9 protein-coding genes are annotated in these 14707 nt (G+C 62.6%); 7 read left to right on the top strand and 2 right to left on the bottom strand.

Features of this window, described 5'->3' with window-relative positions; translation table 11 throughout:
- The first annotated feature begins 127 nt into the window (after positions 1-127).
- The 4 genes from pheS to pabB all read left to right on the top strand — a co-directional run bounded on the left by pheS (position 128) and on the right by pabB (position 7095).
- On the top strand, positions 128-1171 hold the full coding sequence (gene pheS, locus EZE58_RS00985; RefSeq protein WP_167559594.1) for a phenylalanine--tRNA ligase subunit alpha: 1044 nt from the start codon (positions 128-130) through the stop codon (positions 1169-1171).
- A gap of 3 nt (positions 1172-1174) precedes the next feature.
- Entirely contained in the window at positions 1175-3751 is a 2577-nt protein-coding gene (gene pheT, locus EZE58_RS00990) for a phenylalanine--tRNA ligase subunit beta (protein WP_167559596.1), read from the top strand.
- Between the two features lie 79 nt (positions 3752-3830).
- Positions 3831-4712 carry an SDR family oxidoreductase gene (locus tag EZE58_RS00995; RefSeq protein ID WP_167559598.1) on the top strand — a complete coding sequence of 294 codons (882 nt, stop codon included), beginning with the start codon at positions 3831-3833 and terminating at the stop codon, positions 4710-4712.
- 13 nt (positions 4713-4725) lie between these two features.
- Positions 4726-7095 (top strand): aminodeoxychorismate synthase component I, encoded by a 2370-nt coding sequence (gene pabB, locus EZE58_RS01000; RefSeq protein WP_342474205.1) that lies wholly within the window; start codon positions 4726-4728, stop codon positions 7093-7095.
- Between the two features lie 111 nt (positions 7096-7206).
- Here the strand turns inward: pabB and EZE58_RS01005 are convergent, their stop codons facing one another.
- Positions 7207-8856, bottom strand: coding sequence for a hypothetical protein (locus tag EZE58_RS01005; RefSeq protein ID WP_167559600.1), 1650 nt, complete (start codon positions 8854-8856; stop codon positions 7207-7209).
- Between the two features lie 157 nt (positions 8857-9013).
- Positions 9014-9760 carry an amino acid racemase gene (locus tag EZE58_RS01010; protein ID WP_346773166.1) on the bottom strand — a complete coding sequence of 249 codons (747 nt, stop codon included), beginning with the start codon at positions 9758-9760 and terminating at the stop codon, positions 9014-9016.
- Between the two features lie 156 nt (positions 9761-9916).
- On the opposite strand from EZE58_RS01010, the gene EZE58_RS01015 reads away from it, so the two are divergent.
- The 3 genes from EZE58_RS01015 (at position 9917) to zorA (ending at position 14653) form a co-directional block, all read left to right on the top strand.
- Positions 9917-10888, top strand: a complete 972-nt coding sequence (locus EZE58_RS01015; protein ID WP_167559604.1) for a LysR family transcriptional regulator — start codon at positions 9917-9919, stop codon at positions 10886-10888.
- 145 nt (positions 10889-11033) lie between these two features.
- The gene (locus EZE58_RS01020; RefSeq protein WP_167559606.1) at positions 11034-13049 is read left to right on the top strand and encodes an AarF/UbiB family protein; all 2016 of its coding nucleotides are present in this window, start codon (positions 11034-11036) and stop codon (positions 13047-13049) included.
- A gap of 182 nt (positions 13050-13231) precedes the next feature.
- Positions 13232-14653 carry an anti-phage ZorAB system protein ZorA gene (gene zorA / locus EZE58_RS01025; protein WP_167559608.1) on the top strand — a complete coding sequence of 474 codons (1422 nt, stop codon included), beginning with the start codon at positions 13232-13234 and terminating at the stop codon, positions 14651-14653.
- Positions 14654-14707 lie beyond the last annotated feature (54 nt).

Raw genomic sequence — 14707 nt, forward strand, 5'->3', positions numbered from 1 at the left:
CGTCCCCGACCGCCACCCGGACGACCGCCCGACCACGAGTCCCCGAGACGATAGACTGATCTGCGGCAGAGAGGCATTCGAATGACCAGTCGAATGCCGAGATCACAGCAGTCGACAAAGGACTTCGATGACAGACCAGCTCGACCCCTTGGACGAGTCAGCCGTGCAGGCTGCCGTGGATACGGCGCTGCAGGCGTTCGCGGACGCCCGCACCCTTGATGACCTCAAGGCGGCGAAGATCGACTTCATGGGCGACAAGGCCCCGCTGGCACTGGCGAACCGGGCGATCGGCGGACTCGACAAGGCCGACAAGGCCGCCGCCGGCAAGATCGTCGGCAAGTCCCGCGGACTGGTGAAGAAGGCCCACGACGAACGCCTGGCCGAGCTCGAAGCCGAACGCGACGCCGCCGTCCTCATCGAGGAGTCCATCGACGTCACCCTGCCCAGCGGCCGGCGCGGCCTCGGTGCTCGCCACCCGCTCGCCCTCATCCAGGAACAGGCCGCGGACTACTTCATCGGCCTCGGCTGGGAGGTCGCCGAGGGCCCGGAGATCGAAGCCGAATGGCTCAACTTCGATGCGCTGAACTTCGGCCCCGACCACCCGGCTCGGCAGATGCAGGACACGTTCTTCGTCGACCCACCCGAAGCCGGCCTCGTCCTGCGCACCCACACCTCACCAGTGCAGTCGCGGTCCCTGCTCGAACGCGGCGTGCCCCTCTACGTTGTGTGCCCCGGCAAGACGTTCCGCACCGACGAGCTCGACGCCACCCACACCCCGGTCTTCCACCAGATCGAAGGCATCGCCATCGACAAGGGCCTGACCATGGCGAACCTCCAGGGCACCCTCGACGGCTTCGCCCGCGAGATGTTCGGGCCGGAGTCGCGGACCCGACTGCGCCCGAGCTTCTTCCCGTTCACCGAACCGAGCGCGGAGATGGACTTCTGGTTCCCCAACAAGGTCGGCGGGCCGGGCTGGATCGAATGGGGCGGCTGCGGCATGGTCCACCCCAATGTGCTCCGCGCCGCCGGCATCGACCCCGAGGTCTACCAGGGCTTCGCCTTCGGCATGGGCATCGAGCGCACGCTCATGCTCCGCGAGGGCATCAATGACATGCACGACATGGTCGAAGGCGATGTGCGCTTCTCGGCCCGTTTCGGAATGAAGGCTTGATACATGCGCGTCCCACTCTCCTGGCTGGCTGACTACGTCGACTACCCGGCCGACACCGACCCGCACGCCCTCGCCGCGCAGTTCGCCGCGATCGGACTCGAAGAGGAGGACTTCTTCGGCGCCGAGGTGTCCGGACCCCTCGTCGTCGGCCGTGTCCTCGACCTCGTCAAGGAAGAGCACAAGAACGGCAAGACCGTGAACTGGTGCCGTGTCGACGTCGGACCCGAACACAACGAGGCCGCTGATGACCCGAAGGACCCGCAGCCCGGTGAGGAGCGTCCGAGCCGCGGCATCATCTGCGGTGCCCACAACTTCGCACCCGGCGACCTCGTCGTCGTGTGCCTGCCCGGCGCCGTCCTGCCCGGTGACTTCCACATCGCCGCCCGCAAGACCTACGGTCACACCTCGGACGGAATGATCTGCTCGACCGCTGAGCTCGGCCTCGGCGACGATCACGGCGGCATCATCGTGCTGTCCGACTTCGGTCTCACCGGCGAGCCCGGCGACGACGCGATCGCCCTCCTCGGCCTCGACGACGTCACCCTCGACGTCAACGTCACCCCCGACCGCGGGTACCAGCTCTCGATGCGCGGCATCGCCCGTGAGTACGCCCAGATGAATGGCCAGTCCTTCACCGATTTCGGAAGCCCGGATGTCGCCGAGGTGAACGCCCCCACCGCTGACGGCTTCCCTGTCGTCATCGACGACGTCCGTCCCATCGACGGCGTGCCCGGCTGCGACGTCTTCACCGCACTCCAGGTCACCGGCATCGACCCGACCAGGGCGACGCCGTACTGGATGCGCCACCGCCTCCTCGAGGCGGGCATGCGTCCGATCGGCCTCACCGTCGACATCACGAACTACGTCATGCTCGAACTCGGCCAGCCGCTGCACGCCTACGACACGGCGCTGCTTGGCGAGGAGATCGTCGTCCGTCGCGCCGAGGCGGGGGAGAAGTTCACGACCCTCGATGACGTCGAGCGCACCCTCGACGCCGAGGACCTGCTCATCACCGACCGCGGTGTGGACGGGTCGTCGAAGATCATCGGCCTCGCCGGAGTCATGGGCGGTGCCGCCGTCGAGGTGAGCGATCAGACGACCGACGTCGTCATCGAGGCCGCCCATTTCGACCCGATCTCGATCGCGCGCACCTCGCGTCGGCACAAGCTCTCCTCGGAGGCCTCGCGTCGCTTCGAACGCGGTGTCGATCCGACGCTCGGACCGGTCGCGGCCAGGCGCTGTGCGGATCTCCTCGTCGAGCTCGCCGGCGGCACGCTCAGTGCCGCGACCACGCAGATCGGTGAGGCCCCGGCTCCGACGGTCATCGACCTCGCCGTGGACCGGGTGTCCGCTGTCGTCGGTGTCGACTACACCCCCGCCGAGGTGGTGTCCCTCCTCGAGGGCATCGGCGCCGACGTCGACGACCTCGGTGACGGGGTCCTGCGCGTCACGGTGCCGAGCTGGCGTCCCGACCTCACCGCGGACATCGACCTCGTCGAGGAGGTCGCGCGTACCGGCGGCTACGACCGGATTCCCTCGATCCAGCCGGCCGCCCGTGCCGGTTCCGGACTCACCGAAGCGCAGCGGGCCCGGCGTCGGATCTCGAACCTGCTCACCGCGGACGGGTTCACGGAGGTCTACAGCTACCCGTTCACCTCGGCGAAGCGCGATGACGACCTGCGGCTCGAGGCCGACGATCCGCGCCGCCAGCACATCCGGCTCGCGAACCCGATGTCCGAGGATCTGCCGCTCATGCGCACGACCCTGCTCTCGACGCTGCTCGATGTCGCGGTGCGCAACTTCGGTCGCGGAGCCAAGGACGTCGCGCTCTTCGAGGCCGGGCTCGTCTCGACCACGGAGGGTCTGCCGGGCAAGCCGGGACCGCGGTTCCTGCCGGGCTACCATCCCACCGAGGCTGAGCTCGAGGAGATCTACGCCTCGGTGCCGGCCCAGCCGTATCATTTCGCCGGTGTCGTCGCCGGTCACGTCGAGTTCCCCGGCCTCTGGGGCAAGGGCCGTCGCGCGGAGGCGACCGACGTCATCGACATCGTCCGCCGGGTCGCTGCGATCAGCGGTGTCGGTGTGAGTGTCGCAGCCGAACGGGGTGCCCCGTGGCATCCGGGTCGGGCGGCGACGTTCACGCTCGCCGACGGTGAGGTGCTCGGCTCGGCCGGCGAGCTGCACCCGAAGGTGTGCGAGAACCTCGGACTGCCGGCCCGCACGGTCGCCTTCGAGATCGACCTCGACGCCCTGCTTGCGCAGGCTGACCTGCGGACCTGGGACGGTGCGCTGTCGACGTACCCGGTGTCCCGCCAGGATGTCGCGCTCGTCGTCGATGAGGATCTGCCCGCGCAGACGCTTGAGGCGACGCTCGTCGAGGGAGCGGGAGCGGATCTCGAGGGCATCGAGATCTTCGACCTCTACACCGGTGACCAGCTGCCCGAGGGCAAGAAGTCGCTCGCGTTCCGGCTGACCTTCCGGGCGCCGGATCGCACGCTCAAGGCCGATGAGGCCTCGGCGATGCGTGAGGCGGCGACGGCCTTGGCCGCCGAACGCCACGGAGCAGTCGTCCGAGGCTGAGCCGTCCGCGTGTCGGCCGGCCGGCTGGGTCGGCCGGCTGACCTGTCCGATCGACCGCTGACCCTGAGGAGTCCCGACCATGAGTGAGAAGCTTCCCTACGGCACGCACCTGCCTGCCGGTGACGGTGCCGCTGAGGCAACCGCGGTCCCGGCGGAGACGATCGCGCTGATCACCGGTGGGGCACGGGGCATCGGCCGGCACCTCGCCGAGGCGTTCGCCCGTGCTGGCTACCGTGTCGTCGTCACAGCCACCTCGGCGGTCAAGGCTCGGGAGGCCGCCGCGGAGATTGCGGGGGAGACCGGCGGGAAGGTGACCGGGTTCGGGCTCACCGTCGATGATCCCGTCTCGGTGGCCGAGCTCAAGGCCGCGGTGACCGCGCTCGAGACGGAGACCGGGCAGCGACTGCAGGTGCTCGTCAACAATGCCGGGCGCATCGAGTCGACGGAGGGACCGCTGTGGGACGCCGATCCGGAAAGTCTCGCGGGGGTCGTCGGGGCGAACGTCCTCGGTGTCGCGCTCATGGTCAACGCGTTCGCGCCCGTCCTCATCGCCGCCGCCGAGGCGACCGGGCGTCCCAGCCGCATCATCGACCTCAACTCGGGCTCGGGTGCGACGGGGACACCGGCGTACGCGGTCTATTCGGCGTCGAAGGCGTCGCTGTTCCGAATCGCCGATTCCGTCGTCCACTTCGGACACGATCAGGGGCTGCGGATCTTCGAGATGGCGCCCGGCGTCGTCGAGACCGCGATGACGAAGTCGATGCCCGTCCACGACTTCCGCACCGAGGGCGACTGGACGACACCCGAGCAGGTCACGGGCCTGGCCTTGGCTTTGGCCTCGGGGTCGCTCGATGCGTTCACCGGCCGGTACGTCCGTGCCGGTGCGGACACCGAGGAGTCCCTCCGTGCCGAGGCGGCCGCTGGCTTGTCGGATTCGACCCGTCGGCTCGTCCTCGGCTGACCTGGCTCCACCCGTGACCGCAGAGACCGCGTCGAACGCAGTGACCACGCCGACCGCAGGGACCACGCCGACCGCAGTGACCGCGTCGACTGCGCCGCAGCCGGCTTCGCGGGGCGAATCTCAGCAACCCTCCGGTCGCTCAGCAACCCCGCGCCAGGTTGCCCAGCGTCCGGAAGGTAGCTCGAACTCGGTGCGCACGCTACTCATCGACAACGCTGACTCGTTCACGTTCAATCTTTTCCATCTCCTCGCCGAGGTGAATGGCTGTGAGCCGGTCGTCGTGCCCAATGATTGGGCCGTTTACTCGCTCGAAGTGCTCGACGAGTTCGACAATGTCGTGATCTCCCCGGGGCCCGGAACGCCGGTGGAGCCGGCAGACTTCGGGATCTGTGCGGATGTCATTGCCCGAGCGGAGATTCCGGTGCTCGGTGTGTGTCTCGGGCATCAAGGGATCGCGTATGTTCACGGCGGGACGATCGCGCACGCGCCCGAGCCGCGACACGGTCGGGTCTCGGAGATTTCGCACTCAGGGACGGGCCTGTTCGATGGTCTGCCGTTGCCGTTCGTGGCCGCGCGATATCACTCGTTGGCTGTTGCCGAACTGCCGTCGAGCCTTGAGCCGACTGCGTGGTCGGATGACGGTGTGCTCATGGGGCTCGCGCACAAAACGCGGCCGCAGTGGGGTGTGCAGTTCCATCCGGAGTCGATCGCGACCGAGCACGCGGCCGAGCTGCTGCGGAACTTCCGGCGGATGACGGAGGAATGGTGGGCTGGACAGGATTCGCCGCGCGCGAGTAGACGCACCAGTCGACGGAATATGTCGCATGATATTCGTCCGGCTTCCGGAGAGCGCTTCGTTCGCAGCGAAGAGGTCGAGGATGTTGCTGGCGGCGTCGGCGACTCGGCAGTCCACGAGCAGCGGACGGTGACGCTGCATGTGCGGAAGTTGCCGATGAATGCCCCGTCCTCCGACGTCTTCACCGCACTGTTCGCCGATGAGCCTGAAGCGGTGTGGCTTGACGGTAACATGCCGGGGCATCCGGATTCGCGGTTCTCGATCATGGGTGCACCAACCGGGCCGCTGAGTCGAGTGGTCACAGCAGACGTCCCAGCGGGGACGGTTGAGGTGCGGTCAGCCGACGGGACGGAGACTCTTCGCTCCGAATTCTTTGATTGGCTCGATGCCGATCTAAATTCGACAGAGCTCGTGCAGTCAGTTGAGATCGCCGAACTGCCTTTCGCATTCCGTCTGGGGTGGGTCGGATATCTGGGATACGAACTCAAGGCTGAGGTCGGTTCGCCAGGGAAGCATGCGTCCGAGCACCCGGACGCGCTGATGATGTTATTGGATAGGGCTCTCGTCGTGGATCATGAACAAGGGAGTGTCTATTTCCTGGCTCTCAGCAACGAAGGCGTGACTGAGGATGACTGTGGAGCGTGGTTCGATGAGACCACTCGCCGGATCGATGCGATCGAGTCAGATCTGGATACGGCTAAGCCGGACTCTAGGGCAGTAGGACCAGCAGTACGCAGTCGAGAACCGGATATGCTGACGGACTTTCCTCCGGAGCTGCAAGCACGGCATTCGCGAACTGAGTATCTCGAACTCATCGCTGAAGCACAGCGACTCATCAACGACGGTGAGACGTACGAGGTCTGTCTGACGAACATGTTGGAAATGCCGTGGACTCGAGACGCGCTGCAGACATACGGGGATCTGAGACGAGACAACCCCACACCGTTCGGAGCATTCCTCAAGTCGCCCGAGGTGAACGTCCTGAGCACGTCGCCGGAGCGTTTCGTTCGGATTTCGGCGAACGGAGTCGCCGAGTCGAAGCCGATCAAAGGCACGCGACCGCGGGGGAGTACCCCAGAAGAGGATGAAGCGTTAAAAGCCGACCTGCAGACGTCGGTGAAAGACCGGTCAGAGAATCTCATGATCGTCGATCTCGTTCGTCATGATCTCGGCGTGACAGCCGAAGTCGGCTCGGTCGAGGTCGCAAAGCTCTTCGACGTCGAGACTTACGCGACGGTCCATCAGCTCGTCTCGACGGTTCGTTCTCAAGTGCGAAATGACGCAACGTCGGTCGAGTGCATCAGAGTAGCATTCCCGCCAGGATCAATGACGGGAGCACCTAAGCACCGCACTATGTCGATCATCGACGACCTCGAGGCCGGTCCTCGCGGTGTCTACAGCGGAGCAATCGGCTTCTTCTCTCTCGACGGTGCCGTAGACCTCAGCGTCCTCATCCGAGCTGCGGTGTTGTCCTATGGTCAACTCACCTATGGCGTGGGAGGGGCGATTGTCTCGCTTTCGGAGCCAACCGATGAGTTCATAGAATCCACGGTAAAGGCGCGGCCCTTCCTACACGTGCTATCATGATGCTTGATAAGCTGGACCCAGTGCAAATAGCATACTGGCGGGCAAATTTTAGAATCTTTGGGTGTTCGGCAATCTAACAATGCACCGAAGTGATCCGATTTTGAATCCTCACTATTTGTAGGTTTTTATTCCTACATGCTGAACCACCAATCTAGAATTTTCAGAGTCAAGAGCAAAGTGAATTCGCCCACATTCATTGAACTTCACAGCATCCCGCACCTTGACGTGCGGAGTTGCGTTCAAGTGCCGACCTTCAAATTCGAAATCATTTAACCATCTCATTTCCTTCCGTTTCCACTTGGAAATAGTCTGATCAGTAAGAGCTATCGTGAGGCCAAATTGCTCCTTCATCCATGTGTCCAGATGGGGGAAATCTCCTCCCTTCTGTTCATATAAGGCCACTGAAGCTCGCGCAAGACTGACTAGTTTACTCGTCATGTCATCAGGATCTGGATACTGTATATCCTGCCATGAACGGTGTGCGCGATCAGTGAAAATCAAGCTACCTGATGCAGCATCAGAAATCGACAAGAAGGCTTCTGAGGGATCCTTAGCCGTCTCAAGCGGCTTAATTTTGTCCCATAAATCCAAGGTTTCCGGCGCCGATTCTTCTGAGCTGCTTCCGGCGATTTTGAGATAAGAAGACTTCCACATCTCTGTCTCGTCGCGAGCCGCGGAAAGCTCTGATTCGAGCTTCTTTGCACGTAAGCCGTGATTGTCTGCCTGCTCCAGGGCATCTTCGCCGACCTGCTCTGCATCGTTCTTCGCTATTTCGAGTGCTTCAATCTGCTCTTTCAGGGCGGATATTTGCTCTTTGGTGTCGCCGGACTGACGAGCATGCTCGACCCTAGTTGAAAGCTCTGCCATGCGAGCTCGCTCGGCGGCATTCCTTACAGTTTTCCATCCAACGTCTTCGCCATTACTGAGCGCTGCAAGTGCTCCGATCGTCAAGGCTAAAGTTTCGCGAACCTGATCGGGACCAAGAATAGCAATTCGGTTTGCTGAGAACGTTAGTGGGTCCGAGTGTAGTCCAGGCCATACGATCGCCAATCCTGCAAATGGAACCATTGCGCGAGGGTCGTGCTCGCCAATGATCTGAGCTGTGTGATGATTGACTGTAATTGTTCGGACTAGCCCAAGAAGCTTACTCGCGAGCTCTTTAGCCAAATCCCATGTTTCAGGTGTTCGTACGTGTACGATTGCTATCGGAAGCCGTTCGCTACTCGGAAGTATTGATGTGACCGTGTTAGCTTCAGCAACTGTTTTCACTTGAATGTATCGGCGTTCAACCGTCTGCTGCTTGTATTTAAGATCGAGAGTTTCGTCGGTATCGAGAAGACGAAGTATTCCTGGCTGGTAGACCGCCGTCCTTTTCATTGGGGCCATTAGCTGTTTCGATGTTTCGCGACTGATTCCTACTCGAAAATTTGTGATTCCATCTATCTCAGTGACCGTGACTCTTGTTTTGACGTCGAGGATTGAGCTGACGTGTTGTGCTACGGTTAGCTTAACTCCCCTCATTTTGGGAAGGGTGATTACCTCCCACTCGCCATATCGATCTTGCCTGCCGTCCGGAGCCCTGGCAGGTTCCAGATTACAAGAACCGTTTGAAGCAAAGTCTGCTGGCTCGATCTTGACGTTTGGTCCGCTGAGCCATGTGCATATGTGTCGGATGATGCGTTCGAACGGGTCTTGACCATCAACTTGGAGATTTACAACATACAGTAGTTCCATGACACGAGCCCTTCGGTCGGCGGTCATTCTCCTTCGATGCACCGCACGTCACCTGTAGCGTACCGATGTTTGTGCTCATAACGCACTACTTGCGAGTCGATTGGTATTGAGCGGGACTGCAATCAGTGTGATCCGTCGACAGGACTTGCATGTGGACCATGGATCGACTGGTCGGGTGCGGCTTCTACGCTGTGACACCAAGGTGGTCTGGATGCATATCAGCTTCGCAGGCAGCCATCTCATCCGCCATCATCCACTCGACGATCGCGGCGACGTGGGCGTCGACTGAGTCGATCGCCGGCAGGGGAGCGACCTCGGGCGGAACGAGCAGACCGATCTCCGTGCACGACAGGGCCACGGCGTCGGCGCCCCGGTCGGCGAGTGCCTGCATGATCTCGATGTAACGAGTACGCGAGGCATCGGTGAATTTGCCCCGGGTGAGTTCGTCCCAGATGATCTGATCGACCTCGAGGCACGTCGCCTCGTCCGGGACCAGCGTCGTGATTCCCTTCGCCTCGAGGCGCTCGGTGTAGAAGCCGTCGAGCATCGTCCACTTCGTCCCGAGGACAGCAAGCGTCGAGTACCCGCGCTCCTTTGCCATGGCAGCGATCGAGTCGACGATATGGATGAGCGGCACGTCAACGGTCGCCTCAATGGTCGGTGCGGTCTTGTGCATGAGGTTCGTCGCGATGGCGACCGCCTCGGCGCCGCCATCGGCGAGACGCTGTCCGGTCGCCGCCAACGCCGCCGACGCACCCTCCCAGTCCTCGGCAATCTGGAAGTCGCGGATACCTGAGAAGTCACACGAGTCGAGGAGGATCTGCGCGGAGTGGTGACCGCCGAGGCGCTCGGCGACTGCCGCATTGATCTTCGTGTAGTACTCAATGCTCGAGTGCCAGCTCATCCCGCCCAGCAGTCCGATTCTCCGCACCGTCAGTCTCCTCATCGTCCGAACCATCTGCCGCAGATCCGTGAACGGACAGGAACCCTGACCGGCAGAACCGCAACTCTTATGCCCTTCCAGTCTGAATCAACAGAGACTCAAGCAGTAGACCCACTTCCGACTGCCTTCGCATAAGCTTTACTTATGTCACAGCAATTCGACCAGGCACTCGCCACCGGCGATCCGAAACGCCTTCTCCTCTTCGGCGCCATTGCCGACGCCGGCAGCCTCGGCGCTGCAGCCCGCGAGATCGGCTGGTCCCAGCCCGCGCTCTCCCAACACATGAGTGCCCTCGAGAACGACCTCGGCGTCACCCTCTTCGAGCGCACTCCACGCGGCATCGTCCTCACCACCGCCGGCCAACTCGCCCTCATCCGCGCCACCGAAGTCGCAGCCTCGGTGACCGGACTCCGCCGCGACCTGTCCACGGCATTCGGCCTCGGCGGACGCAACGTCCGCCTCGCCGGCTTCCCGAGCTTCGTCATCGGACCGCTGGCCGCCGCCCTCGGGACCCTCGAGACGGGCGCCGCCGACCAGCCTGACGCCGTCACCCGCCACTCCTACGAAGTCGTCGAAGCCGAACCGCCCGAAGCGCTCGTCCTCCTCGACAACGGCGCGATCGACGTCGCCTTCGTCTTCCACCACGAAGACGAGGACCCACCGCAGCTGGAGGGCGCAACGACGATCGACCTCGGCGAGGATCGTCTCGACCTCCTCGTCCCCGAACGCTGGAACCGGGCGGGGCAGATCCACACGCTCGCCGACGTCGCCGAACTGCCCTGGATCATGGGCTGCGACCGCTGCCGATCGACCGCCGAACGTCTCTGCCGGCGCGCCGGTTTCGAACCGCGTACCCGGCACATCACCGACAATCCCGGTGCGATCCAAGCATTGGTGTCGAACAGCCTCGGCGTGGCCCTGCTCCCACAGAGCGCCCGGCGTACGACCGCGATCGACGGGATCGCCGCGATCTCGATCGCCGAAGTCGGCACGAGGCGCATCAGCGCCCTCGTCCCAGCCGAACTCGACACGGCACCGGAGATCACCGACCTCCTCGGCGCCCTTCGCACTCTGAGCGCAGGGGAGAGGACGACGGGGACCCAGCGCACCCTCTGACCAGAGAGATCTCAGACTTCATCCACTATGCTGGACACGAGCCCTAAACCCGAGCCCTGGCCGCGGACCCCGGACGCACCCCGGACCCGAGCCCTGGACACGAACCAGCGACTCGGCACTGTCCCCGGAACGACAAGGAGCCTAGATGACGATCCTCTACTCCATCGGATTGGGTCTCATCAACGCTGTCATCGTCGGCTTCCTCGTCCGGCGGATGATGATCGTCGGCACCGGCGCCGCCCGCAACATCGTCGTCTCCCTCATCATGGGCCTCTCGATCTGGCCCATCACCCTCCAGGCGTACAAGCTCCTCGGCATCTCCGAGGACAACACGTACCCCAGCCTCGACATGAGCTTCCCCGCGATCATGGTCTTCCTCCTCCTCTTCGCGTGGGCCATCGTCCTCCAGATGTTCGTCCTCCTCGCCATCGAACTCGTCATGCCCACCGGCACGCTGTCCTCCGTGCTGCGCTCGGCTCCGAAGATCCCCACCTGGTATCGCCGAGTCAACCGGCTGGCCCAAGTCCAGAAGATCCTCATCCAGTTCGGACTCGCCCGCTACCTCAAACCCCGCATCCCGACCCTGCGCGTGTCGCTTCGCGAGATCGCGGCGACGACCCGTGATGCGCTGGCGGCGGCCGGGGTGACGTTCGTCAAGCTCGGACAGTTCATCGCCACCCGCGGCGACATGATTCCGCACGAGTTCGTCGAGGAGTTCTCCAAACTCCAGGCCGGCGTTCCGCCGGTTCCCTTCGCCGAGGTGAAAGGCCAGTTGGAGGCCCTGTGGGGTCGTCCCGTCGCCGAGGTGTTCGCGGAGTTCGACGAAGTCCCCTTCGCGGCCGCGTCGGTGGCTCAGGTTCACCGTGCGGTGACGTGGGAAGGTCAGGTCGTCGCGGTCAAGGTGCAGTGGCCGAAGATCCGTCGGCAGGTCAAAGCCGATGCTGACATCGTGCTCACCCTGGCCGAGCGGCTCGAACGGTCGACGGATTGGGCGAAGAAGGTCGGCGTCGTCAAGCTCGCGCACAGCTTCGTCGATTCCCTCATGGGGGAGCTCGACTACCGGGGCGAGCTTGCCCACATCGAAGCCCTGCGGGAGGCAGATGAGGCCGGACGGTCGAAGTCGCTGCGTCCCTCGGTCGTGCAGATCCCCAATGTCTACCCCGAGCTGTCGGGGGAGTACGTCATCGTCATGGACCTCGTCGAGGGGGTGCCGTTGTCGCATGCCTCGGAGATCGTTGCGGACCTCTCGAGCATCGCCCGGGGTGAGATCGCTCAGGATCTCTTCCTCATGGTGGTCCGCCAGGTGCTCGGCAAGGGGATCTTCCATGCGGATCTGCACCCGGGCAATATCGTCGTCTCGTCCGCGGGGCGCGCCGGGTTGGTCGATTTCGGGGCGGTCGGGTTCATCGACAAGCGGGATCGGCGGGCGATCGCGTTGCTGCTCATGGCCTTCGATTCGCAGAACTCGCAGGCGGCGACCGCGGCGATCCTCGAGCTGTTGGGCACACCGAGCGATGTCGATCTGCGGGAGCTGCAACGGGAGATCGGGCAGATCATGCTCAAGTACGGGGATGGCCGGCCGGGGTCGACCTCTGCGGCGCTGTTCGGTGAGCTCATCGATTTCGTCGTCGATTTCGGGTTCCCGATGCCGACCTCGGTGGCCACAGCCTTCCGGGCGATCAGCACGCTCGAGGGTTCGATCATGAAGCTTGATCCGAGTCTCAATCTGCTTACGTTGGTGACCCGGAATGGGAAGGACCTGCTGCGTCAGGTCGGGGGATTGGGTGTTGATCGCAGTGAGTTGACGCTCTACTTCGCGGCGACGGTGCCGCAGATGGCCGAGCTGCCGGCGCAGGTCGCTCGGATCGCCGGGCATCTGCAGGATGGGACCTTGGATGTCGGGACGAGCGGGTTGAACATCTCGATGATCAAGAACCTGCTCAAGTCGACGGTTGAGCAGTTCATTCAGGTGATCGTCTCGACAGCGTTGATCCTTGGGGGAGTGATCCTCATGGCCGCAGACTTCGGCCCGCAGTTGGCACCGGAGTTGAAGCTCTTCACGTACTTCGGGGCGTGGGTGCTGCTGGCCGGGAGTGTGCTGGCGGCGCTGGTGCTGGCGCCGGCGTTGCGGCAGCGGATGGCTTGGGATTCGTTGGGGTAGGTGCGACAGAGACTTTCGAAGTGGTCCACAGTCCCTGGACCGACGACTACACCCGCAACTGCTAAGTGCCCCTATACTTAGAGTATCCCCACGCTTATAGCACCTCCACTGAAGTGAGAATGATCCACCTGGACTGGCACCAAGCGAGGGGCCTACCACTACCCCTGAAAGGCTTGGACTCCGTGAGTATCTGGGTGTTCCTTACTTGGGCTGTCTTTATTGCAGCCATCATTGTCATCGTCATATTGTTCCTTCATTTCGCTTGGTCGACGAAACGAGAGGTCACCACCGCAAAGGCGCGTATCGTCGAAATCCAAGAACTGTTCGGTGTCGCGAAGCGTTCTCGGATTGAAGCACGCCAACGGGCTGCAAAAGCATCCACTCTCGTCAGGGAAGTATGGACCGAGTACGACGAAACACTTGTTGAAGACCGGTACACGAATCAAACCCGGTCAACAATTGAGGCAAGTTTCTTCTTCAACTCACATTCAATTGCGACCGGGTTGTTCGAGAATCGATGGACGCAGGCCTTACCTGGCGCACTCATCGCAGTGGGTGTGGCAGGAACATTCTTCAAACTCACGTTCGGGCTCAGTGGACTCGACCTCAGTAATGACGTTGAGATCGATGTATTGCAAGCAAGCGTGATGACACTGTTGAACACAGCGGGACTTTCATTCATGGCCTCCGGAATCGGAGTGGCAATGAGCCTATTCGCTACATCTATCTTATCGCGTCGGCAGAATGAAGTCTCTCGCTCCATTAACGCGCTCGTCTCAGACGTCGACGGCTATTTCGAGCGTTACTCGGCCGAGTTTGGCATTCAGAAGGTTGAGGGCAACACCCGAGAAATCGCCCAATCGCTCAACGAACTGCACGAGAAGATCGGTGTTGAGTTCCAGAAGTCCGTCCAGAGCTTGAGCAGCGATATGGAAACCGCAATCATCGGCGCAATCAACGTAGCGCTTGCCCCGGCGATGCAAAATCTTTCCGATGCAACCTCGCGACAGTCGGGTGAAGTCTTCGAAAGTCTCGTCGACCGGTTCAGCGATGCGTTCCAGGGCATGGGTCAGTCCCAGGCCAGCGCGATGAAGTCAGCATCAGAAGGGTTGGTTGATTCGGTTGCGTCGCTGAGTGGTCAGGTCGGAGAGGCACTAGAGCGTATGGAGAAGGCGAGCGTGCAAAACGCGGACTCAACAAGCTCCAGCATCAGCCACATGCTGGCTTCGGCTCAGACCCAGGCCAGAGAAGACCGGGAGGCATACGCGCTTGCGGCTTCTGCGGCAAGAGAGCAGGCGCAGGCTGATCGCCAATCCCACGCCGAACTGCTCGCCCAATTGCAAGCAACGTCGACAGACTCACTAGCTCGGTTCCGCTCTGAGGCAAGCGAGCAGACTGATGTACTGCAGCGTCAGCTAGGAGAGCTTGCCGATGCAGCCAACGGCCAGCAGAAGGCACTCGAAGCAAACATTGAGCAACTGGTCCAGGTGACTGCACGAACCCAGAGTTTGATGGAAACCTCGTCGAAGAGTCTGACTGCAAGCTCATTCGATCTGAAGTCGATTGCCGAGGGTTTTACCGGCTCTTCGCAGCTGAGAGTGTAGTCGGGTTGGGCGCGTCGGTCGCTGGATAGGGGTCGAGGCCCTCCGAGGATGGAA

The sequence above is a fragment of the Brevibacterium sp. LS14 genome (assembly GCF_012027885.1).
GTDB classification, from domain to species: Bacteria; Actinomycetota; Actinomycetes; order Actinomycetales; family Brevibacteriaceae; genus Brevibacterium; species Brevibacterium casei.

Excerpts from the sequence above, each read along its gene's own strand:
- EZE58_RS01020 (WP_167559606.1), top strand. The coding sequence starts at position 11,034 with ATGACGATCCTCTACTCCATCGGATTGGGTCTCATCAACGCTGTCATC.
- EZE58_RS01015 (WP_167559604.1), top strand. The coding sequence starts at position 9,917 with ATGTCACAGCAATTCGACCAGGCACTCGCCACCGGCGATCCGAAACGC.
- EZE58_RS00995 (WP_167559598.1), top strand. The coding sequence starts at position 3,831 with ATGAGTGAGAAGCTTCCCTACGGCACGCACCTGCCTGCCGGTGACGGT.
- pheS (WP_167559594.1), top strand. The coding sequence starts at position 128 with ATGACAGACCAGCTCGACCCCTTGGACGAGTCAGCCGTGCAGGCTGCC.
- pheT (WP_167559596.1), top strand. The coding sequence starts at position 1,175 with ATGCGCGTCCCACTCTCCTGGCTGGCTGACTACGTCGACTACCCGGCC.
- EZE58_RS01005 (WP_167559600.1), bottom strand. The coding sequence starts at position 8,856 with ATGACCGCCGACCGAAGGGCTCGTGTCATGGAACTACTGTATGTTGTA.